Origin of the sequence: Fulvivirga imtechensis AK7, assembly GCF_000331535.1 — a bacterium.
GTDB lineage: Bacteria > Bacteroidota > Bacteroidia > Cytophagales > Cyclobacteriaceae > Fulvivirga > Fulvivirga imtechensis.
In genome coordinates, this window is sequence record NZ_AMZN01000081.1 from 52,091 (window position 1) to 72,976 (window position 20,886).

Genomic DNA, 20,886 nt, shown 5'->3' on the forward strand with positions numbered 1-20,886 from the left:
TCTTATGCGCCCTGCTCAACCTTCAGTTGCCTTGCAATAATTATTGCTACAATACTGAACATAATAGCGATGTATCCAACATATTCGTAGTGCAATAAGGCCTTAGCGTCTTCTGTTACGGTAGAAGGTGTTTCGGAGATGACCATACCAGCTACCAGCGCAGCTAATCCGGAGGACATCTGTTGAACAGACGACCTGATACTCATAAAACTTCCACGGTTTTCCGGCTTGATTACCGATGTCACCATAGTAGTTGATGGCACCATCCGTCCATTGGCCATGATAAAAAATATACCTGTAACAATCAGCGCGGTCCAAAGCGGGATAGGAGGTAAGTTGGTGATAATCAGTATAGGCAACATTACTAAAACACCAAAAATAGTGAATATCTTTAGCCTTCCGTACTTATCAGCAAAGCGTCCTACCATTGGGGAAGAAAATATAGTAAGCCCTCCTCCGACAAGGTAAATATAAGTGAGCTCCTGTTCCGTAAAGCCGACATTTCCTACCATATATGGAGCGATAAAAGGTATGATAGTAAAATGCCCGAACATAAGCATAGAGGTAAAGAGCAGTCCCATAAGAGGATTTCTGCGGGTGAATATGGCTTTCAACATTTTCAAAGGGGCCTGGCTCTTTGCCTCGGTGAGATGGCCTTTGATGGATGGTACGTATGCTATTATGAGAGCGTTAATAACCACCCCAAGACCTCCTAAAAACAAAAATGGCGCATGCCAACTGAATAACGTTGCAAGGTATAACCCAAAGGGTACTCCAAATACCGATGCAGCAGAAAAGGACGCCATTACAAAGCCAATACCAGCCGCTCTTCTTTCAAGGGGTATAGCATCACTTACTATGGATAAGATCAACGCTCCTAACACCCCACCGAAGGCGCCTGCCATAGAGCGGGTGATCAGGAGAATTTCATAGGTGGGAGCAAAAGCACAAGCCAGTGTACCTATTGTAAAGCCTATATAAACAAAGGTAAGGCTGGCTTTGCGATCAAACTTGTCTATGAAAAAGGCGGCCAGAAAGCCGGAACCACCTGCTGTAAAAGTATATGATGATACCAAAAGACTGAACTGTTGAGGGGTTATGTCAAATAACCGCATTAACTGTGGCCCTAACGGCATAATGATCATGAAATCCATGATGTGGGTAAACAAAGCCGCGGCAAGGATCAAAAGGAGTAGTCGTTCTTTCGTCATGGATCGGGCGAAGATACAGAATAATGTTTAAACATAGAGAAGTATTGTTGTTATCAGGTAAGTGTCGAGCCTCTTTTGTTACGGAAAAGTATCTGTGTCAAATAAAAGTGATTAAGTAGGTTACCCGGGTATGAGTGGCGGTATACAATGTAGAGATGAAATTTATTTAGTGTCTCTAAGAAAACGCTAATAGCCGCGTTACGCTCGTTCCAAAAAAAATGTTCTTCCCGACAACTGTACGGGATTACCGCTTTTTGGAACTTCGTTTCTTAAAGCCACTAAGAGTTTTTCTTACAAATACTAGGCAATAATTTTTATGAAGGATACTCCTTTGATTTTACTGGTAGAAGATGACGACATAGATGCTTTCATTGTTCATACTATGCTATTAAAGTTCTGTGGGAACTGTAATATCATCCGTTTGAAAAATGGAGCGGAAGCCACCGACTATTTTAAGAATAATACCAATCAGCGACCTTCTATCGTTCTGCTTGATCTGATCATGCCTCGCATGGATGGTAAAGAATTTCTTTCTGAGATGCAAAAGGATGGAGAGTTGAGCAAGTTGCCAATAGTTATACTTAGTTCATCAAGCAGCTTCTGCGATATGCAGGAATGTGAAGATAAGGGTGTACTAAAATATTTCGTTAAACCATTGACGCCAGATATCTCGAAAGAGATTATTCATCTTGCCTCGGTGGCATAACCAGCTTCTTAATAAGCGGTACTGTTATCTTAACCGTCCGGCTTCTTGTTGACGTGTAGAATTTATTTCACAACAAGAGCGGTCAACAGTTATAATATTCCTCACAAAGAGCCATTTCTGATAGAATTCCGGTTCTTATTCCTCTTGGTGCGATTTTTTCATTGGCATAGCTGAAAATAATTTTTATAAGCTATGAAAAGAATCCTTGTACCTTCTGACCTGTCGGATATTTCAGAAAATGCATTGCGTGTGGCAGTTGATATTGCTGACAGAGCTGATGCGGAAATATATCTCATTAATTTCACGGAGCATCCCGTGGAAACTTTTACAGCCACAGGAGAAATCGATAAGAAATATGCTGATGAGGAAAATATATATACTGTGCAACTAGTGCAGAAGTATCAGCAGCAGCTAAGTGCACTTTCAACTAAATATGGTGCAGGTGGACGGACAATTCACTTCCAGGTATATGATGACGAGCTAAAGGGAGGTATTGTCGATTTTATTAAAGACTATAATATTGACCTGGTAGTGATGGGCACAAGTGGAGAAGAGTCTGCAGATGAGTTTTTCTCAGGTAACCATACCGAACAGGTAATAGAAGTGGCTACATGCCCGGTATTGTCGGTGAAGAAGCACTACGTTAAGTCTGACTACAATACTATCATATTAGGCCTGGATACTGAGAGAGACAGCAAAGATAATTTTTCACAGGCAGCAGCTTATTTAAATGATCTGGCAGATAGTCTTGGCGCGCGGATTGACATAGTGAACATTGTAAAACCCGGCACAAATGATAAGGTCAAAATCGAGAGAAAATTAATCGACTTTGCTGCGCGGTATGGAATTAAAGATCATTCGGTGACTATTGTAGAGAGTGATGATAAAGAGAAAGGCCTGATCAACTTTGCGCGAACTCATTCTGCGGGTTTACTGGCAGTGTTCTCTCACGCTGAAGATGGTTTCTTCAGAATATTCAGAGATAATTTATCTGAAGAGTTGACCATGAGCTCCGATGTACCTGTGCTTACCATTAACCTTCACAATGTATAATAGCCTATAGTGAATGATATGACGGGTGAAGGGATGAGTTTTTCCATAAGGCAACTTTTCTATGCCTTAGCTTCCTTTTTTGTCATAATTTTTCTGCTTTATTTAGGAAGGCCAGTGGTTGTACCACTGGCTTTTGCTTTTCTTATTTTCCTTATTTTATGCCCTGTCTCCAGGTTTTTTGAGAAAGCTGCATTCCTGGCTATTGTGCCCTATGTAGGTGCTGCATTGTTAGGGGACGTTCCTGCACTTTATGCTTTCATGAACTGGTATCCGGAGGTTATACTCATGCTTTGGTTTATACGGATCATGGAAGATGAAATACCTGTAGAGAAGAAAGTAAAAATGAATATTTAAGAAATGAAGATAAAAATGCGCTTGTCAAAAGGATGGTTCATATTGAAGCGTACGGCAATTGAATTTTTCGAGGATGATCCTATGAGCTATTGTGCGTCTATAGCATTTTATACCATATTTTCATTGCCCGCCATATTGCTTATTACAGTTACAGTGGCAGGTTCTGCCTACGAACAGCAGGTGGTGCAGGGCGGATTGATGGAACAGATAGAGACCTTGATCGGTTCCGAGAGTGCCAGAGAGGTGCAAAGGATACTGCAAAACGCCAATGAAACATCATCATCCGTATTAGCCAGAATTATTGGAATCGCAACATTATTATTCAGCGCTACCACAGTGTTTGTTTCGTTGCAAAATGCTTTAAATAAGATATGGGGAATAAGACCAAAACCCGAAAGAGAGATATTAAAGTTTATAATGAACAGATTACTATCACTGGCTATGGTCATTAGTATTGGTTTTTTACTGTTGGTGTCTTTAGTGGTGGATACTTTGATAGTTGTGTTCAGGAACTTCCTTTCGGAGTACTTGTCGGGGATTACCTACGAGTTGGTAGCCGTTGTCAATATTGCCTTCTCATTAATAGTAATTAGCCTCATTTTTGCAATGATCTTTAAAATACTTCCTGATGCCCGAATAATGTGGCGTAGCGTCTGGGTGGGGGCTTTTGTAACTACATTGTTGTTTGCATTGGGAAAATACCTGATAGGTTTCTACCTGGGTACCAGCTCAATAGGAAGCGCGTATGGCGCGGCAGGCTCTCTGGTACTGCTGCTTATTTGGGTCTACTATTCATCGCTGATCGTATTGTTCGGTGCCGAATTTACCTATGTATATTCCCGTGAAATGGGGCATCATATACGCCCGGATAAGAATGCGGTGATCGTGAAAGTGAAGGAGGTGGAACAGGAGGATGGCGTTGTAAACACCTGATTAGGAAGCATAAACTTTAACTATCCTGGACAGGCCAGAGAGATGGACTCGGCAGTTGGAAAATGAAGCCTCAGGCTTGGGAAAATGATTCTCTTGTCTTAATACTCAATAATAATAATATCTCAATACAAAATAAATACACATGAAATGAGCATAAATTTTAGGCTTCCAAAATTATACCAACCGAGGATGAATAAAGTTTGTAGCGAATTCCATGTGGCCATTGAAAAATAATTATATTCAGATGAAACGAAGTGTCAAAAGAAGTGTCAAAATATTACTCATAGTTGTCGTTATTTTAGTGGCTATACGGATCTATTTGCCTTTTTGGGTAACTGATTATGTCAATAAGGTGTTGGATGGCGTGCCTGGATATAGCGGCTCCATTGAGGATGTTGATCTGCACCTGTACAGAGGTGCTTACAGGATCCATAAGCTGAAAATGGTGAAAACAGGTGAGGGACTGCCTGAGCCATTTCTTGATATTGATGTAATAGACCTTTCAGTGCAGTGGGATGCGCTATTTGACGGAAGGTTGGTAGGAGAGGTAAGCCTGGTGGACGCTAAAGCAAATTTCATAACCAGTGTGTCCAACGAAAGTGAGGCCGAGCAGACGGGAGGTGAAGCAGATTGGACGGAGCCGATAAAGGAATTAATGCCTCTGGAAATCAACCGCTTTAGTGTACACAATGGTAAGATCGCATTTAAGGATTATACTGCCGAGCCAAAGGTAGATATATCCTTAGACAGCCTGACGCTCAATGCCACCAATCTGAGTAATGTTGAGAACAAGGAGGTGGAGCTACCCTCGGATGTCCGGGCAACTGCCACTTCCATAGGGGGAGGAAGGCTTGATATGATGGGAAAAGCCAACTTGCTGAAAAAAATACCTGACCTGGATTTGGAGGTGCAATTTGAAGGGGTTTCACTTCCAGCGCTCAATGACTTTACACAGGCATATGCGAAGCTGGACTTCGAAAAGGGCGTTTTTAATTTATACAGCGAATTGGCTGTTTCAGATGGAATACTCACAGGATATGTAAAGCCTGTTTTAACGGATATTAAGCTGATAGACTTCTCCGAGGATAAAAAGAAGCCACTTGAGATGGCTTGGGAAGCAGTCTCTGGCCTTATCCTGGAATTATTTGAAAATCAGCCGAAAGATCAGTTTGCCACTAAAATACCTATGCAAGGCGACCTGAATAATGTCAAAAGTGCGGTATGGCCGACTATCGGCAATATTTTTAAAAATGCCTTCATTCAGGCTTTCAAAAAGAAAACTGATGACTCTGTCTCGTTTGATGATTTAAAGAAGTCACAAGACGATTAAAGTAAAAAATTCAATAGCTGTGATGGCTTCAAGCCATAAGTTACATGCATTCAAAATCCATTTAACCATTAACCATTAACCATTAACCATTTAACCATTAACCATTTAACCATTAACCATTAACCATTAACCATTAACCATTAACCATTAACCATTAACCATTAACGATTAACGAATTATACAGCCAACTCATCAACAGTTGAGGAATAACTTCCCCATTATGTCAACATTGATCTTGTGGTTGATTATCAGCATTCAAAAAAATATCAATGCTTTTCTTCTGCTAAGCTCGAATATTGTTTGGCTGGTTCACAGATGAGATTTTCTTTCATGGAATTTGCAATTGGCAGCAAGAGCTAAATCTTTAGGAATCATATGTTTTTCAGAGGATCGAGAGTCAGTACTATTACCATTCTTTTTTCTTTTCTAATCGTTAATGCCTGCAATACTATTAAGCCTTACATCGCCAAAGAACATCTCAATTGGAGGGAAGCTGCCAAGCCAGAGGCAGAAGTTATCCACACGGTCTATTTGGTCGGTGATGGTGGAGCAGTAACCGATAACAAGGCTGAGGTTATGGCATTGCTTAAGAATAAGCTGTCTGAGGAGTCTGATTCTTCTGAGACTACAGTCGTTTTTTTGGGAGATAACATTTATCAGAGAGGGCTACCTCCTGAGTCTGATGATGATCGCGAGGAAAAGGAGGAAATACTCCTAAAGCAGTTGGAAGCTGCCAAGCATAGTAGTAGAGTAATATTTATTCCTGGTAATCACGATTGGGATTACAGCGGACCCGATGGGTTAGCCCAGTTGAAAAGGCAGGAGGAATTTGTAGAAGATTTTTTCAATGGTAGCAATGCTTTTGTGCCGAGTAATGGCTGCCCCGGGCCTGTAGAGGTACGGGTAAATGATGCGCTGACAATCATCGTTGTAGATACTGAGTGGTGGCTTCGAAAGCTTGACAAACCCTATGCTCCGGAAAATGGCTGTACCGTGGAAGATGAGCTCGATTTTGTGATCCAACTGGAAGATATGATCCGAAGAAATGATGGAAGACATGTGCTATTGGCTGCTCATCACCCTATATTCAGTAATGGAAACCATGGCGGCCATTATAACCTTCTCGATAATATCTTTCCTCTCCGGTTAGTCAGAGACAAGCTGTATATTCCGTTACCCGTTATAGGATCGTTATATCCCATCCTAAGAAAAGCAGGAGCTTCGCCACAGGATATACCCAATGCCGATTTTCAACAGTATAAAAGAGCAATATTATCAATAATTGAGCAGCGTGGCAACGTAATATATGCCGCAGGACATGACCATAATTTACAGCTCAGGAAATATGGACTTATGCATCATATTGTGAGTGGTTCAGCCTCAAAGTTAAATTTTGCAGCCAGAGGTTTCAGCGCTACTTATGTGCATCAAAAGAAAGGCTTTTGCAAACTGATATATTATAAGAACGGAGAAGTGTGGGCCGAATATTACATTGTACAAAATGAAGACCCTGAAGGAGAACTGTCGTTTAGAATTGCATTATATGGGTTGAATCCAGAGGAAGCTGAGGTGGCAGATCGTGAGGAGGTACCGGATTATCGCGACAGCGTGAAAACAATAGCCGCAAATGAAAATTATGAGATCAGCAAAGTTGGCTCACTTTTTTTGGGCAGCCACTACAGGAAAGAATGGACCACCCCTGTAACTGTGCCTTACATCGACCTTAAAACATATAGAGGAGGGTTAAAGCCGGTTAATAAAGGAGGCGGTAAACAAACCATAACAATACGGTTTATTAATGATGATAGTGTGCAATTCAATCTGCGCTCAGTGGATAAATTCCCGGCCAGCGCTATACCCGATATTTTTAGAGGTAGCTGGATACACGATTTTGTGAAAGATCAGACTTCCACAGCCCACCCCTACGGAGCACTTACCATACCAAAGATGTCTAAGGTTTTGGAACTCTATTACACCGATCCTGAGCTATATTATACGCCATTTACCTCCTACCTGGGGCCATATATTACTGATTTTGGAGGTAAGCTGGGCTTTATAGAGATCCGGCCGGATGAAGATCTGAGTGGCTATGAGCGGTTCGGGCATTCTGAAAATATAGTGAGCACATCGACTTTATTTGATCACTTACATGACGATAATGAAAATGAAGTGGATTCAAAGATGTATCTGAAATCGCGACTTTTTGATATGCTGATAGGTGATTGGGACCGGCATGATAATCAATGGAGATGGGCCGAGTATAAAAAAAGCAACGGAGGGGCAGTTTTTCGTCCGGTGGCCAGAGACAGAGACCAGGTTTTTTCTTTATACGATGGTATTATTCCCTGGCTTCTGAGCAGGAAGTGGACATTCAGAAACTTTAGTCATTTTGATTATGAAATTAGAGATTTAAAAGGACTCAATTATTCTGCCCGCAACCTGGACAGACGACTTCTAAACGGTCTTTCTCAGGAAGAATGGCTAAGTGCAGCCAAAGAGATTCAACAGCAATTGACAGACAAGGTAATTGACGAAGCGATGAAGCAACTTCCAGGTGAGGTCTATTCTTTTTCGGCTCCTGAGATCGCAGCAAAAATTAAAGCACGAAGAAATAATCTGATCACATATACAAGAGAATATTATAAATTCCTTGCTGAGGAGGTGGAAATAGTAGGTAGTGAAGAGCATGAGTTTTTTGATGTCCACAGGATAAATGATGAAGAAACCCGCGTGGAAGTGTATAGAAGGAAAAAGGACGGTACCGTAGAAGAGAAGATATATGATCGCGTGTTCTTTCGTGATGAAACTGATGAGATCAGGCTGTTTGGAAGGGATGGACATGATAAATTCGTCATCCACGGCAGGGTGGATCGCGGCATAAAAGTGAGGGTGATTGGCGGGGCGGAGAAAGAAGATATTCTTATCGACAGCTCGTATGTGGGCAAGGGAGGTAAAAAAACTATTTTTTATGATACTAAAACCAATGAGCCCAACCTGCATCCGGGTAAAGAGACACTGGTTGTCACTTCTGATCAGGCATGGGTCAATGAATATCACCGCAACTCTTTTGAATATGACTACTTTGGCCCCAGGCTTTCATTGGAATACAATATAGATGATGGATTTTACTTTGGCGGAGGCATCAAAATAGAACAACAGGGTTTTAGGCGTGAACCGTTGGAAATTAGCCACCTGCTACAGGCCAACTATGCCTTACGGACTGATGCGGTGGATGTGTTGTACGAAGGTCGTTTCTACTCTGTTTTTGGTCCGCTTTGGGACATCTACATCGATGTGGGGTCCAAAGGGCCTAATTATGTTTTTAACTACTTTGGTCAGGGTAATAATTCAGAGAATAAGCGGGATATAAACTTTTACAGGGTTGGTATGGAGAGATTTGCTGCCAGTCCGGTCTTGGTAAGGCGCTTGTCACAAGCTATGCAAGTAGGATTGGGACCTAGCTATGAGTCGGTAAATATCGACAAGGACGAAGATAATATTCTGACAGCATCATTTGTAGACCAGGGGATGGTAAAAAGCCATGCCCGCTTTATGGGCTTTAGGTTCCATACCAGACTTTCTATTCTGGATTATGAGGTTAACCCAGAAAGAGGGTTTTCATGGCTTAATGAGATCAATTTTCTAAAAGAACTGAATACCGGTGATGCCAGGTTTACCAATTACAGGACCGACCTCGAAGTATATCTCACACCTAACCTGCCAGTGAAAGTGACCTTCGCTTCCCGGCTTGGCGCAGCTACCAATACCGGAGACTTTTATTTCTATCATTCCAACTTCCTCGGGAATGAAAGTGGGTTAAGAGGGTTCAGGAGAAACAGATTTGCGGGCAAGACAAGCTTTTACAATAATAATGAAGTGAGATTTAAGGTATTTAACATTCGCAATAGCCTTATTAAGGGCGATTTCGGGGTGGTGGGATTTTTTGATCATGGCCGTGTATGGGCAAAAAACGGTGGAGCTGGTGGTATGCACCGGTCGTACGGACCTGGACTATACCTGCATTTCTTTGATGCCTTTCTCATTTCTGCCTGGTATGGGATCTCTGATGAGGATAAACTGTTTACCTTTAATGCCGGGTTTTTATTCTGATCTTAGTCTTCTTCATCTGTCTGTTTCGGAGCGGATAGTCCTGTGCTGGAGCGAAAACCGGTCAGCAAAGACTTCCACCAGTAGTTAAAGATGGACTTCTTTTTATGGCGGGCGAAGTCTATATCGCCAACCCGGAAATCATCTTTATCTTTAAGGTTATTTTTTTTCAATATCAGCAAATTAGCAATGAAAGATTTTATATCCTGGCCTGCACCTTTGCTGCTATTAGTTGCTTTACTTATTGTATTTATCTTCAGGTCTTCATAAGAGAAATTCATTTTACCATTTGCCTGCTCAGTATTGTAATGAAAGTCAAAATCGAGGTCAACCAGCCGGCCTTTTTCAATGCTGGTGAATGCCACCCGTTCAAGCATCGGGTTGAAGGCTGTCAGGTCCATTTCCTGTAAGCTTCCCGAAACAGTATATGGCTGTTCAGAGGCAATAAGCGGGAAAGAAAAGGAGGCTTTTAACAGACTGTTTCCCATTATATTACACTGCGCGTCCATGTGAGCGGTGTATTTCACGCTCTTTGCTATGGAGTCTACATTGGTGAAGTTATAAAAAGTAGCGTACAGGTTATTGAAAGTAACATTGCCCGGCTCCCCGCCCTCCGCCACGTGTTCCTGGTATTCGACATTAGCCTTTTTTAATTCTATGGTATTTATGCTGATCGGTGAAGGTATATCGGCCAGCGCCTGGTGAAGCAGTTTTGTATCAGGTTTATCCGGGAACGGAAGCCTTTTGTCTCTGAACAACACTGCATCAAATCCTTCGATGGTGATATTATCAATATCATAAAAACCACCAGCAATTGATGCCAGCCTCATGCCTGTTACCGTCACTGCAGGATTGTAGATATCCATCCAGTCCAGTTCATGGCCTGCCACACGAGCCAGTTCGTATTTTTTATACAACGATCGGATGTGTAAGGAGTCCACCCTTATGGCCTCTTCGTTGAGGTTATAGGAGATGGATTTGATGTGCATGTTATGAAGGCTGTCGGCCATCACATAATTGACATCGCTGGCCTGAATATTTAATGATTGCAGATCAAAATACTTGTAGTTGCGGGTGGCGGTGGAATCGGTCGCAAGATCACCGGCCGTTACCTTAAACTTCCCTTCAGCTACTATGGCGCTTACGCTGTCTTTTACCTCCACGATGCTAAAGACGCCATCTTTCAACTGTATCAATTCGATCATTATCTTGGGCAACTGTACCCCGGAATGGCTATTGGCAACAGAGTCAGCCCGGGTGGCCAGAGTATAACGGATGTTGGGGGAGTCTATTTCCAGACGATCCAATACAATTTTATTACTGAATACGTAAGAGATGATATCAAAGCCGGAAACATTCACCTTTTCGACAGTGATCCGGAAGTTACTTTGACCATCGGTATGTTGTTCTACCGAGCCATCTTTAAGGATCATACTTCCCGATAAAAGATCTATATCCAGGTCTTTATATGTTATGGTCAATGAATCCTTCTCCAGGCTCCTGAGCCGATCTTTGATTTGGCTTTCTATCCAGGGATCTACAAATACTAAAATAGCCACCACGGCAGCCACTATCATCGCTGCAAAAACAGATGCGGTAGTAATTACAAATTTTTTACTGATCAAATCTTAACGTTTTTGGCTTACTACTGTTAAAAATCTATGCCACCCTTATAAGTTGCTGAAAAAGAGTATAAAAAGGGTTTGGATATGGTAATTGTAGAAATTAAAACACGGTAAAAATTGCCCATTGTGGAATCATTTTTTCTAACAACTGCTGCCATTTCAGTGGTGGCATCTGTTATCAAACTTATTAAAAAGGACTCCTGGTGGATCCGCTTCTTCGACTTCCCCCAATGGCAGGTGGTAATCATTGGATACCTGGCATTGGGTGGACTTTTGCTGACCTGGGACTTCAGCATCACCTGGCACATTATTGCCATCAGTGTACTACTTGTTGTTTTGATCTACGAAACAACTATCGTTTATCCCTATACCTATTTTGCCCCTCATGAATCTAAAAAAGCGCACAATACCCGGGAAGAAAATGAGGTGAGCCTGATGATCTCGAATGTCTATATGTATAACAATTGCTATGACCGGTGCCTGGATCTCATCGAAAGAAAGGATGCCGATATTGTAATACTGGTGGAGACTAATTTGAAGTGGGAGGAAAAGATGAGGCGGCTGGAGCACAGATATGAATTCCGCATCAAATACCCGTTGGACAATACCTATGGGATGCTGCTATACTCCAAACTCGAGTTAATAGCTCCGGAAGTAAAATTTCTAATAGAGGAAGATGTGCCTTCCATTCATACCTATGTGAAATTGCGCAATGGAAAGCGAATAAAACTATATGCAGTCCATCCCAAGCCTCCCAGTCCGACTCAAAATGAAACCTCTACGGAGAGAGATGCCGAGTTATATATTTTGGCCAAAGAAATAGAACATGTCTCTGCTCCGGTGATCGTAGCGGGAGACCTTAATGATGTTGCCTGGTCCAGAAGTACAAGGATCTTTCAGCGCATAAGCGGGCTTCTGGACCCCCGAAAGGGGAGGGGATTTTTTAATACATTTCACGTTAAATACCCGGTATTTCGATGGCCTCTCGATCATGTGTTTCATAGCGGAGAATTTTGTCTGATACATTTAGAGCGATTACCCGATATTGGATCCGATCATTTTCCTATGTTTATACATCTGGCCTATATTTCTGACAAAGAAGATGAGCCCCTTGAGGAGCCGGCCGATGAGGGGGATAGAAAAGAAGCATTAGAAAAAATAAGCGCTGCGCTGTAGTCACAGTTCTCAGTTTTCGGTTCTCAGTTCACAGTTCACAGTTCACAGTTCACAGTTCACAGTTCACAGTTCACGGTTCTCAGTTCACGGTTCTCAGTTTTCGGTTTTCGGTTTTCGGTTTGTATAGTTGCAGACCTTACAGACTGTTTATGGTGCTGCGGACCAGGTGGCTGGCTTGCAGCTTGCAGTTTGAGGCTTAAGGCTTAAAGCTTGAAGTTGCAAAGCTGCAAGCTAACGGTGCGTTTCAAAGAAGTTGAATTTACAGTCGAAGTGCATGCAACTGTAGATCTCCGTAAGGTGCCTTTCCACGGGAGAGGAGATCTCCAGAAACATAACCTTCATATTCATGATCATACTCTTGGCTTTATCCAGGTTTGGTATTTTGAGCCTTTTGTTGATGTAGAGGTCATTGTATTTGGCTAACTCCCATGCCAGGTGGGCCTGGTATTTTGTATAACCTTTGATTTGATAACTTACGCGATTAATGACCTTTTCTGAGGTGCCCACATAAATAACGTCACTCCCATCAATAAACGCATATACACCCTTAAAGTCGGTGTCTCTTCCCAGTTTTTTCATTATACTTTTTTCGCCCTGTCCTTTGCCGAAGAGGTCTTTGACCCGATAAGCCCTGCCCATAAGCGATTTTAAAGCCCCCAGGTGTTCCGGCAATACTTTTTCCGTGTACTCTTCGAAAGTCAGGTCAAAGTTTTCCATAGCTTAAAGTCTTCTGCCGCGAATAAGCCTAAACAAAATAGCAATAACAGCAAATACAATAAGAATGTGGATCAGCGAGCCAAGACTAAATATAAAGAATCCTAAAAGCCAGCCAATGATCAGGATAACCGCAATAATATACAATATGTCACTCATTTTCATAAGGGTTAGTTGTATTGCTGTTTATAGAAAATCTTATGCCATGCAAAAACATAAGTCTGATGCGAATTATCAGCACAACAGGTGAACCAACGTGAGAAGGAAGCACCTCTAAACTGTGGAATTTTTTACACATTTTCAACGAAAATTCCGTACCTTATGTCTGCAAAGCTTTTAAATCAGCTCAGGAAGTGACTTTGTAAGATTGGTATAGATTTTTCAGTCATCGGTGCAGATGATAAACCTAACCTGACCATGATAATTGTGAAACTGCTTTTGGCTATAATGTTGGCTTTTATAGTATTCATTAGCACTACATATTTTCTATCCAGACTATTTTTTGAGAAGATCAATTTGGATGACTATATGAAAAAGCGAAAAAGGGTGAAAACCTCCAATATAAACGGTTAGTATGAAGGAGCAGATACTGGTAGTAGATGATGAAGTTGAAATTTGCCTGCTTTTATCGGGAATGCTAAAGAAAATGGGTTTTGCAGTAACATATGCTCATAGTGTGTCTGAAGGACTCGAAAAGCTGATAGAGAATAATTATGATATTGTATTCCTTGACCTCAATCTACCCGATGGTCTTGGCTTCCATCTAATACCTGAAGTGAAAAAAACTAATCCTGACGCTAAAGTAATTATCATTAGTGCTTATGACGGTAATGTCGAAAGACAGCGAGCCAGCTCAGAAGGGGCTAGTTTTTTTATTCCAAAACCTTTCAACAAAAAAATGATTGTTAATGCTCTTGAAGAACTTGAAATATCTCATTCATCACACAACAGCTAACAATAAAGATATAAGAAAATCAGATGGAGAAAATACTTATAATAGATGATGACAATGATATTTGTCTGTTGCTTAATAAATTCCTTACTAAAAACAACTATGAGGTAGAATATGTAAACACTGGAGAAGAGGGGATAAGGCTTTTAAAAAAGACCAGTTTTGACCTGGTGATAAGTGACTACCGGCTGCCTGATGAAGATGGTATTAGTATCCTGAGAAAAATTAAGATCATCAATCCCGATACGGCCGTTATAATCATAACCGGCTACTCCGATGTGCGAATAGCGGTACAAACGCTGAAACATGGCGCATATGATTATGTGACCAAACCACTTTATCCCGATGAAATCCTGGTTACGGTTAAAGAGGCCATCAAGCAGCAGAAGGAGCAAAAGCACCAGGCAGAGCATGCCCGTAACAACAATAACAGGAAAGCAAAAGTACAACCCAAAACCTATGTTTCCGGTAAAAGTAGTCAGTCAGAGATCGTTCAGAAGCACATCGACCTTATTGCACCCACTGATATGTCTGTGATCATTACGGGAGAAACCGGTACGGGTAAAGAATTCGTAGCTAACGCTATTCACAACAAAAGCAGACGAAGAGATCAACCCTTTATTGCGATCGACTGTGGTGCATTGCCAAAGGAACTGGCTGGCAGTGAGCTTTTTGGTCATATAAAAGGAGCATTTACCGGAGCTTTGGCAGATAAGCAGGGAAGCTTTGAACTGGCCAATGGTGGTACATTATTTCTCGATGAAATAGGTAACCTGACCTACGAAAATCAAATTAAGTTGCTTCGGGTACTCCAGGAAAGAAAGATAAAACGCCTGGGAGGAGTCAGGGATATCGATATTGATGTGCGAGTAATTGCGGCCACTAATGAAGACCTCAAAGAAACTGTGCGCAACGGTAAGTTTAGAGAAGATCTCTACCACAGACTAAATGAGTTTAAAATTGAACTCTCTCCTCTTCGTGAACGCAAAACAGATATTCTCATTTTTGCTGAGCATTTTCTTGCCCTGGCTAATAATCAGTTGGGCAAGGAAATAGAAGGTTTTGAAAATGATGTAGAGGAAAAATTGAAGAATTACTACTGGCATGGAAACCTCCGCGAATTGCAGAATGTGGTAAAAAGAGCGGTGTTGCTTTGCCAGAATGATCGAGTGAATCTGGAATGTCTGCCATCCGAAATAATCTCACCCGATTATCTCTCATCCGCTCTTGCTCCTACAGATACGCAGGTAACAGATGTTACCAACTTAAAATCCGTATCTGAAAATGCAGAAAGGAGTGCTATAATCAGTGTACTGGAAAAAACCGGATATAATAAAACCAAAGCGGCTGAGGTATTAAATATCGACAGGAAGACCCTCTATAACAAACTCAAGGCTTACGATATCAATATTTAACGTATAGTTGCGGTGCCTGTCATCATACAGGCACCGGTTTTGTACTTCACCAGAAGTGGTTTATTTTTTTATCTACCCTGCTTCCTTATTTTTCAGGTATAGAATTTTCTAAATAATTCATAATAATAAGTGTTATCAAACCATGTTATTTTTCTTATATCTATATAGCCCTTTTTTAATATTTCAAATGGATTTAAAAAGCTCCATGTGTGGAAAATTTTCTACACAACTTGTAGAAAATTGTACCCGTTTATAGGATATCCATGGCTTCAATAAAATCTTCTAAAATTATTTTCGGAATTATTTCCGGGATTTTACTACTTATATCATACCTCTCTTACAGGAGTTTAAATAATTTAATGGATGATGCCAAATGGATAAATCATACCAATGTTATCCTTCGTGAGCTGGAGAAGGTTATCTCTTACGTAAAGGATGGCGTTAACGCTCACAGAGGCTATCAGCTTACTTCAGATTCCATATACCTGGAGCCTTATCACAATAGCAAGTGGATGGCGCTTTCAAAGATAAATATGGTGGACAGCCTTACCCTTGTAAAGGTTCAGCATGAACGTGCAGATTCACTACGAAATCTGGTCAACCGGCAGTATGATATTATTGAGGAGTTTATCCTGAGAAACAAAAGCAAGGCTTTCAATGAATATGAAGATAGTTTGCTCTATATCGGTCATGATAATATGCGTCAGATCCGAAGGTTGGTAGATCGCATGTCAGAAACAGAGTGGGAACAGTTGCGTTTACGTACCTCTCAACAGGATTATGCAAGTAAGGTTACACCACTTTTAATATTTTTAAGCTTTGTCTCTGCCATCATCGCTGTTGCCTACCTCTTTTCACAGCTTTATCGATCATTAAGAACCAAAGTGGCCACCGAGCAAGAGCTGGAGAAAAATCTTATGCAACTTAGCGAAGAAGTCAACGAGAAAATAGTTGCTCAGGAGTCTCTTCAGAAAGTGCTGCACAGTTCCGCAGGAGCCATTATGTTTCTAAGAGCAATAAGAGATGAAGCAGACGAGATCGTGGATTTTGAAATAGTACTTACCAATAGAAAAGGCAAGCTGCAGGCTGATGGCACCTATCTGCCTACAATAGGAGGCCGGCTGCTGGATTTTTGGCAGGGGGCCAGGTCTGCCGGTCTATTTGACCTTTATAAACAGGCGGTAGAGACAGGCGAAACACAGAAAAAAGAAATATTCTATCCGTATGACGGGACAAACTCGTGGTTTGATGTATCGGTTGTAAAACTGGAAGATGGATGCGTTGCGACTAGCACGGATATTACAGAAAGAAAAAAGGATGCCGATATAATTAAAGAAAGCCAGCGTAAGTTCGAGGCTATTTTTAATCAAACCTTCCAGTTTATTGGCCTTCTGGAGCCATCGGGACGGTTATTGGATGCCAATCAGACCGCTCTGGAATTTGCCGGTATATCAAAAGCGGATGTGGCGGGCAAATACCTGTGGGAAATTCCATGGTGGCAACCGGATGGCGATCCGGATATTGACTTACCGGATGCCGTGGAAAAGGCTGCAACAGGTGCATTTGTGAGGTATGAAACGCAAATGAAAGGCACCGATGAAGAAATATTGCCCATAGACTTCTCCCTTAAACCGATAAAGGATGACATCGGGCAGGTGTCACTGGTAATCTTTGAGGGGCGCGACCTTTCTGAGATAAAAAGGGCGGAAGAAGAGCGTTTGTTTATAGCCAGGCTCAACCTTGTAATAGCCAATGCACAGTCGTTCGATGAGGCTTTGTATCAAATATTTCAACGTATAAGCGAAAGATTCCAACTCGATTATAACGAGGTGTGGCTTCCCGAAGGTGATCGGCTGAAAATGTCGGAGATACACTACTCCAGTAATGACGCGTTTCATGACCTTCATCAGGAGTCACTTTCCCTTCAACTGAAGAAAGGGGAGGGTTTTGCAGGAAAGATACTGGAAACCTTCAATGGCAACTATATTGAAGATCTGGGGCAGGTTGGCGAGCAGGATTTCATTCGAAAAGAGCGCATATTGGAATTTGGACTTACCACAGCTTTTGGCATTCCTATTATATTCAATGGTGATCTTGTGCTCATATCGGTATTTTTCTCAAAGCACAAGGTAGAAAAAATAGCGGAATTGGTGACTGCGGTACAACAAATATCCTCTTCTTTGGGCGCTCTGCTTATTAAGAAGAAAACGCAGGATGAAATAGAAAAAAACCACATCATATTAGCTGCCGCTGAAAATATGGCGAAAATGGGTAGCTGGGAATGGGACCTGGTCACCAATAAGATCATTTGGTCAGAGGGTGTTTATAAAATATATAAGTTACATCCTGCGGAATTCTCTCCTTCGCAGCAGGCTTTCATGGAATTTATCTTTCATGAAGATTATTTCGATGTTGAGAAGACAATACAACGTGCTATCAATGACTATCGCGGCTTCGACATGACTTTCAGGATCCAATTAAAGGATGGGACTGTCAGGTATGTGAGGTCTATTGGTACACCTAAGTTCTCTGATCGTGGCAATCTCGAGCGCCTGATCGGTACCCTTCAGGATATTACACTTCAAAAACAGGCTGAATACGAGCTTTTAGAGAAAAATGAAGAACTTAAGAGGTCAAATGAGAACCTGGAGCAGTTTGCCTATGTTGCCTCTCACGACCTGCAGGAGCCATTGCGTAAAATACGGGCTTTTGGTGACAGGTTGGTGACAAAATTTGAGACTATACTGGGCGAACAGGGGCAGGATTACATTGCAAGAATGCAAAATGCCGCAGAACGAATGCAGTCTCTTATTGATGACCTGCTCAAATATTCCAGAGTAGCGCGGAATATAGAACCATTCTCAAAAGTAGATCTTAATGCCGTAATTGAGGGCGTACTGATTGATCTTGAGACCAGGATAAAAGAGCGTAAAGCAAAAGTTGTTGTGGATGATCTGCCCTCTATTATTGGCGACAGCATGCAGTTGAGGCAGTTGTTTCAAAACCTGATCAGCAATGCCATTAAATTCACTCCCAAGGGAGAAAAGCCGGCAATAACCATTAGAGGAGAGCAGTTGAAAGGCACTGTAGTGAAAAATAAATTTGACTTTAATGTAAATCCGGGTAAACATTTTGTCGAAATCAACATTAATGATAATGGAATTGGATTTGATGCAAAGTATGCAGAACGCATTTTTAATATTTTTGAAAGGCTTCATGGGAGAAACGAATTTAAGGGGACGGGTATAGGTTTGGCTATCAGTCAGAAAGTAGTGCAAAATCACAATGGACTTATCAAAGCCCAAAGTGAAAAAGGTAAAGGAGCCACTTTTACTATTGTATTACCAATAAACAATTAAATATCATGGATGATCAACCAGTAGCAAGAACTATCACCATACTTATGGCGGATGATGATCCGGATGACAGGATGCTGGCAAAAGACGCACTAACTGAAAATCGTTTGGCCAACGATCTGCACTTTGTAGAGGATGGAGAACAACTACTTGATTATCTGTACCGAAGGGGACAGTATAACGAAGAAAACGCACCTAAACCCGGCCTGATCCTGCTTGATCTCAATATGCCAAAAATGGATGGTCGTGAGGCGTTACGGCATATTAAGCACGATCCCGACTTACGAAGGATACCGGTCGTGGTGCTTACCACTTCCAAGGCGGAACAGGATATCATCAGGAGCTATGATCTGGGAGTGAATTCTTTTATTTCCAAACCTGTTACTTTTGATGAGTTGGTAGATGTTACCAGGCGTATCGGAGACTATTGGTTTGGTATTGTTGAGTTGCCGAAGGGGGGGCAAAAAGATTGAGACATGGCAAAGGATAAACAGATCAACGTATTTTTAATAGATGATGACGAAGATGACTTCGTTATAGTAAAAGATTATCTTGCTGAGCTCAACGGACAGACCACTTTCAACCTAAAGTGGGAATCTGACTATCAACGAGCTGTGGAATCGGTATGTACTAACCATTACAATATTTGCCTGGTAGATTACAGACTTGGTGCTAAAAATGGCCTTGATTTCATCAAATCCGTTAGAAGTAGTGGTTGTGAAGTGCCGCTAATACTGCTTACAGGCAAAGGTGACCGCGAGATCGACTATGAAGCTATGAGACTGGGCGCATCAGATTATCTGATCAAGACCGAAATAGATGCCAGCATGCTGGGAAGGAGCATCCGTTATGCAATTAGTCATAGCAACTCTATTAAGGAACTTAATGCCAAGGAAGAGAAGTATAGATCGTTGTTTGAGCGTTCGGTTGATGCCATTTATATGATCAATAAGGAGCATCAATTTATTGATGTGAATGAAAGTATGAAAAACCTTTTGGACTACAGCAAAAATGAGCTTCTTGAAATGGGCATGAAGCATTTGTTTCATGATCAGGATGACTACCAATACTTCAATCAAATGCTGGCCGGACAAGGGCATCTTAAAGATTTTGAAGTATCCCTTATCAGAAAGGATAATTCCCGAATAATTTGTCTGATCAACGGCATTGCCCTTAACGATAATGCTGGCAATGTCTATGGTTATCAGGGGATAATTCATGACCTTACCATGCGTAAACGTGCCGAAGAGGAATTGCTGATGGCGGAGAAACTGACTATGACGGGTCAGATAGCGCGGAGTATGGCACATGAGGTGCGAAACCCACTGACCAACCTCAACCTGGCTCTTGAGCAGTTGAGAGACGAAGTGGAAGATTCTGACGACACTGCATTGTACTTCGATATAATCAGAAGGAATGCCGACCGCATAGAGCAATTGATTACCGAAATGCTGAAGTCATCAAAACCCAGGGAGCTAAACCTTGAGGTAGGCAGTCTTAATGATGTAATAGAAGAGGCTTTGAGTATGACCACTGACAGAATAAAACTCCGGGGAATTAATCTGATAAAGAATTTTCAACATGACCTGCCTTTCGTTGCAGTGGATAAGGAACAACTGAAAACAGCTTTTCTTAACATAATTATCAATGCCGTGGAGGCCATGAAGGAAGAGGATGGAATTTTGACTGTAGAGACAGTATCCAGCAAAGAAACCGTATCTGTCTGTATTAAAGACAATGGCAAAGGAATACCTAAAGATGAGATCAAGAAACTTTTTGACCCTTTTTTTACGGGCAAGAAAGGCGGGATGGGTCTAGGGCTTACTTCTGCTCAAAATATTGTAAACAGCCATCGAGCCCGAATAGGAGTGGAGAGTGAAGTAGGTAAAGGAACCATTTTTCGTATTACGTTTCCACAAAATGGCACGAGGGTATAGGCTTTGCAATTTTATCA

General features: G+C 41.6%; 17 protein-coding genes. 13 read left to right on the top strand and 4 right to left on the bottom strand.

Annotated features, from left to right (window positions below; all coding sequences use genetic code 11):
• Nucleotides 1–2: 2 nt before the first annotated feature.
• On the bottom strand, nt 3–1,211 hold the full coding sequence (locus C900_RS21830) for an MFS transporter (RefSeq protein ID WP_040497282.1): 1,209 nt from the start codon (nt 1,209–1,211) through the stop codon (nt 3–5).
• A gap of 316 nt (nt 1,212–1,527) precedes the next feature.
• On the opposite strand from C900_RS21830, the gene C900_RS21835 reads away from it, so the two are divergent.
• From C900_RS21835 to C900_RS21860, 6 genes are all read left to right on the top strand, one after another.
• The gene (locus C900_RS21835; RefSeq protein WP_009582415.1) at nt 1,528–1,917 is read left to right on the top strand and encodes a response regulator; all 390 of its coding nucleotides are present in this window, start codon (nt 1,528–1,530) and stop codon (nt 1,915–1,917) included.
• Nucleotides 1,918–2,109: 192 nt separating this feature from the next.
• Nucleotides 2,110–2,970, top strand: a complete 861-nt coding sequence (locus C900_RS21840; RefSeq protein WP_009582416.1) for a universal stress protein — start codon at nt 2,110–2,112, stop codon at nt 2,968–2,970.
• 9 nt (nt 2,971–2,979) lie between these two features.
• Entirely contained in the window at nt 2,980–3,324 is a 345-nt protein-coding gene (locus C900_RS21845) for a hypothetical protein (protein WP_009582417.1), read from the top strand.
• Between the two features lie 3 nt (nt 3,325–3,327).
• A complete protein-coding gene (locus C900_RS21850; RefSeq protein ID WP_009582418.1) occupies nt 3,328–4,257 on the top strand; it encodes a YihY/virulence factor BrkB family protein in 930 nt (309 codons plus the stop codon).
• 244 nt (nt 4,258–4,501) lie between these two features.
• Complete coding sequence (locus C900_RS21855; RefSeq protein ID WP_040497284.1) at nt 4,502–5,587, top strand: DUF748 domain-containing protein; 1,086 nt, start codon at nt 4,502–4,504, stop codon at nt 5,585–5,587.
• A 375-nt stretch (nt 5,588–5,962) separates the two neighbouring features.
• Entirely contained in the window at nt 5,963–9,697 is a 3,735-nt protein-coding gene (locus C900_RS21860) for a ShlB/FhaC/HecB family hemolysin secretion/activation protein (RefSeq protein ID WP_009582421.1), read from the top strand.
• Between the two features lie 2 nt (nt 9,698–9,699).
• Here C900_RS21860 and C900_RS21865 read toward each other — a convergent pair whose 3' ends face one another.
• Entirely contained in the window at nt 9,700–11,319 is a 1,620-nt protein-coding gene (locus C900_RS21865; protein ID WP_009582422.1) for a DUF748 domain-containing protein, read from the bottom strand.
• 126 nt (nt 11,320–11,445) lie between these two features.
• On the opposite strand from C900_RS21865, the gene C900_RS21870 reads away from it, so the two are divergent.
• Nucleotides 11,446–12,495 (top strand): endonuclease/exonuclease/phosphatase family protein, encoded by a 1,050-nt coding sequence (locus C900_RS21870; RefSeq protein ID WP_157494120.1) that lies wholly within the window; start codon nt 11,446–11,448, stop codon nt 12,493–12,495.
• Nucleotides 12,496–12,726: 231 nt separating this feature from the next.
• On the opposite strand, the gene C900_RS21875 is transcribed toward C900_RS21870, so the two are convergent.
• Together C900_RS21875 and C900_RS30040 are read right to left on the bottom strand one after the other, a co-directional pair.
• Complete coding sequence (locus tag C900_RS21875) at nt 12,727–13,212, bottom strand: hypothetical protein (RefSeq protein WP_009582425.1); 486 nt, start codon at nt 13,210–13,212, stop codon at nt 12,727–12,729.
• A 3-nt stretch (nt 13,213–13,215) separates the two neighbouring features.
• Entirely contained in the window at nt 13,216–13,368 is a 153-nt protein-coding gene (locus tag C900_RS30040) for a lmo0937 family membrane protein (RefSeq protein ID WP_157494121.1), read from the bottom strand.
• 258 nt (nt 13,369–13,626) lie between these two features.
• Between C900_RS30040 and C900_RS30045 the strand changes: the two genes are divergently transcribed.
• From C900_RS30045 to C900_RS21900, 6 genes are all read left to right on the top strand, one after another.
• Entirely contained in the window at nt 13,627–13,782 is a 156-nt protein-coding gene (locus C900_RS30045; RefSeq protein ID WP_009582427.1) for a hypothetical protein, read from the top strand.
• Between the two features lies 1 nt (nt 13,783).
• On the top strand, nt 13,784–14,164 hold the full coding sequence (locus C900_RS21880; protein WP_009582428.1) for a response regulator: 381 nt from the start codon (nt 13,784–13,786) through the stop codon (nt 14,162–14,164).
• A 23-nt stretch (nt 14,165–14,187) separates the two neighbouring features.
• Nucleotides 14,188–15,576, top strand: coding sequence for a sigma-54-dependent transcriptional regulator (locus C900_RS21885; RefSeq protein WP_009582429.1), 1,389 nt, complete (start codon nt 14,188–14,190; stop codon nt 15,574–15,576).
• Between the two features lie 263 nt (nt 15,577–15,839).
• Nucleotides 15,840–18,935: an ATP-binding protein gene (locus C900_RS28795; RefSeq protein ID WP_009582430.1), complete on the top strand. Its 3,096-nt coding sequence runs from the start codon at nt 15,840–15,842 to the stop codon at nt 18,933–18,935.
• 5 nt (nt 18,936–18,940) lie between these two features.
• Entirely contained in the window at nt 18,941–19,405 is a 465-nt protein-coding gene (locus C900_RS21895; protein ID WP_009582431.1) for a response regulator, read from the top strand.
• A gap of 3 nt (nt 19,406–19,408) precedes the next feature.
• The gene (locus C900_RS21900) at nt 19,409–20,869 is read left to right on the top strand and encodes a hybrid sensor histidine kinase/response regulator (RefSeq protein ID WP_009582432.1); all 1,461 of its coding nucleotides are present in this window, start codon (nt 19,409–19,411) and stop codon (nt 20,867–20,869) included.
• Nucleotides 20,870–20,886 lie beyond the last annotated feature (17 nt).